Source organism: Oceanobacter sp. 3_MG-2023, from assembly GCF_030688925.1.
In the GTDB taxonomy this organism is placed as follows: domain Bacteria; phylum Pseudomonadota; class Gammaproteobacteria; order Pseudomonadales; family Oceanobacteraceae; genus Oceanobacter.
Map to the genome: position 1 here is coordinate 1 of NZ_JAUYVX010000035.1, position 2421 is coordinate 2421.

At 46.0% G+C, this 2421-nt stretch carries 3 protein-coding genes and 1 pseudogene; 2 read left to right on the plus strand and 2 right to left on the minus strand.

What is annotated here, in order from left to right; genetic code table 11:
* Positions 1 to 193 (plus strand): annotated as a pseudogene (locus tag Q8W32_RS16660) (IS3 family transposase); the annotation flags it as partial.
* Between the two features lie 18 nt (positions 194 to 211).
* On the opposite strand, the gene Q8W32_RS16470 reads toward Q8W32_RS16660, so the two are convergent.
* Together Q8W32_RS16470 and Q8W32_RS16475 are read right to left on the minus strand one after the other, a co-directional pair.
* Entirely contained in the window at positions 212 to 1009 is a 798-nt protein-coding gene (locus tag Q8W32_RS16470) for a hypothetical protein (protein WP_305415678.1), read from the minus strand.
* A 105-nt stretch (positions 1010 to 1114) separates the two neighbouring features.
* Entirely contained in the window at positions 1115 to 2233 is a 1119-nt protein-coding gene (locus tag Q8W32_RS16475) for a hypothetical protein (RefSeq protein WP_305415680.1), read from the minus strand.
* A 78-nt stretch (positions 2234 to 2311) separates the two neighbouring features.
* On the opposite strand from Q8W32_RS16475, the gene Q8W32_RS16480 reads away from it, so the two are divergent.
* A partial coding sequence (locus tag Q8W32_RS16480; protein ID WP_305415681.1) for a transposase occupies positions 2312 to 2421 on the plus strand: 110 nt, incomplete at its 3' end.

A 2421-nucleotide genomic window follows, 5' to 3' on the forward strand; every position in this document is an offset into this window, starting at 1 on the left:
GGTCTGCAATGCGTTTGATATCAGCCGTTCCAGCTATTACGAGTACCGCCATCGGCGGAACCACGTTGATGTGGAGCACATGGCCCTGAGGGCTCAGGTAAACCGCCTGTTCACTTCCGCCGGCAGCCGGACAATCAAAGGCTTGCTCAGCGAGGAAGGCACTGCCGTCGGTCGCTTCAAGGTTCGACGACTTAGTAGTCACTAAACCCTCCTAAACAGAAGGCAAGCCAAGCTTGTCAAAGAATGCACGGTTACGTTCTTTGGCCGCCTTTACCAACTGGTCGAAACTAATGACTTCGATGTAGGCATGGGATGGTTCGTTATAACCGAAATAACCCATTCCGTCAGATGTAATGCGCAAGTTTGCTCTGCGGCAACGGCGTTTCATGGACTCAGTGAGATCACAAAGCACATAGCAATAGCCAGGAATATCGTTGTTGCCGGCGGGTATCGGGCGACCAAATTTTGTCATTACTTTACCTTCTCGTATCCGCTCTAAATAACCAAGAGCTTGATCAATTGGGTCTTTATCTTCGCCCTCTCGCATATCGTTGCGCATTGGGCGTTTGATTTCGACCACGGTGATAGATGCTAAGGGAAAGCTATTTTGATCATTAACAAGCAGCGGGTTATCAAACACTCTTAGGCTAAGTAAATCTGGTTCCTTTGTCGAATCATTACCAGTAATTGGCATCGCATTCAGAGTTTTGTCGGAAGCCAAATAGTTGTGAAATGCCAAACGTTCGTCAATCAGCCAAAGATTGCAAGAATCCAGTAAAACCTCACTGGATTCTTTACGCATAGGCATGATTAGCTCATGAATCATATCCTCACGAGCATACTTGCCATTATCCAGTCGCTTGATGGATTTTTGCAGCAGATCAATAATGACCTTTCGATGTGATACGTAGTTAGCGAGGTCTGATTTTTTCAGGTCTTCAGCTTTTCGCAGATACTCACTCAGCCGTTCCTTGTACTTCTCTACGTGCCCCTCATTTTGAGGTTGCATGATGTCATGCCCCTCACTGACTAACTGTCGCTCCACTTCATACCATTGAGCATGTAGATGTAACTCTAAGTCTTTGTCCGATTTTTCTGGGTCAACAATGAGCTGTTATTCTGCGACATAGTGAACAACAGGACGGTATCGCGGTGCATGGCTATTAATAAAATCATCTACGCGTTTACGACCGGCTGAGACATTTTCTGCTAAAACATCTTGCAGATATTCTTTAGTGTGTGCGAGCACTGCATCGCGAATATCTTTAAAACTTACTTCGTTGAGCATGTCCTCAACGTTTTCGGCAATATCAAAAGAGGTGCGCTCGCTGCGTACACGCTCATCTAGGTAGCCTGAAGACACGTAGCAGGTATAGGTAAATTCCCCTGATGCATCAGATATTTTCCCGTATAAACCGGGAATTTTTCCTTGAATGGATTCCTCTTTAACCAAACGATTTGCGGCGCACAAGGCTAACTGATGCTTTTTATTTACGGAGGCACGAAACTTGATGTGGGTTAGGTCGAAGGAATAATCACGAATCTTGATGGTTTCGAGGAACGCACTGGCGTGCACATGCTCTTCGAGCAAGTGGTCAAGATCGAAAACCTTATCGGCATCTTCAACCTGAATCTTGGGTGCGCTGCCTTGACGAACAAAGTACCAGAGCACATGTTCAAGCAGTTGATTGGCGATGGACTCCCCTTTGGAGGGAACCTGCTTTCGATAACTTTCATCAAATCCCACCAGTTTGATTTGAGTGCCAGGCTGTTGTTCGGTAACTACCTGAACATTTTCACCGTGGACACCCAGTTTATCGTCAAAGCGGAATACGCGCTTTTTTAGTTCTCCATCAGCATCGACAAAATGGCTTTCCACTTCGACTAGGTCAAACACTTTCAACCACATCAAGCGGCCGACACCTCGGCAGCCTTTGTCAATTTTATGGTCGGAATCCAGTGTTTCAAATGACTTAAAGTTGGTTTCATTAAAACCACAACCATTATCAGTTATGGTGAAACCCAATATAGGTGGTAGCGATTTGGCTTCGAAATCTAGGCTCTCCTGAGAAGCACGATTGATCCGAAGAACAACCTTACCGTTATCGCTATTACCTTTTTCTTCAATCGAGTGAATAGAGTTTACCACCGCCTCAAAAACAGGCATCAGGCCGTGGCTCTTGGGTAGAGAAGTGTTGCGTAAGCGACCTTTGAGATTGGTTTGTAAACTCATACTTCCTCCTTTGTAGTGGTTCAATGATTCCGGATACCAACGTAGGTGGTAATATCGCCACCATAAACGAGGTGTCTGATGACCAGCAAACGACGTTCTTTTTCTCCTGAATTCAAACAGGAAGCAGCCAGCCTGGTGCTGGATCAAGGTTACACGATTCCCCAGGCGAGCGCGTCCTTGGGAATTGG

Excerpts from the sequence above, each read along its gene's own strand:
- Q8W32_RS16470 (WP_305415678.1), bottom strand. The coding sequence starts at position 1,009 with ATGCAACCTCAAAATGAGGGGCACGTAGAGAAGTACAAGGAACGGCTG.
- Q8W32_RS16475 (WP_305415680.1), bottom strand. The coding sequence starts at position 2,233 with ATGAGTTTACAAACCAATCTCAAAGGTCGCTTACGCAACACTTCTCTA.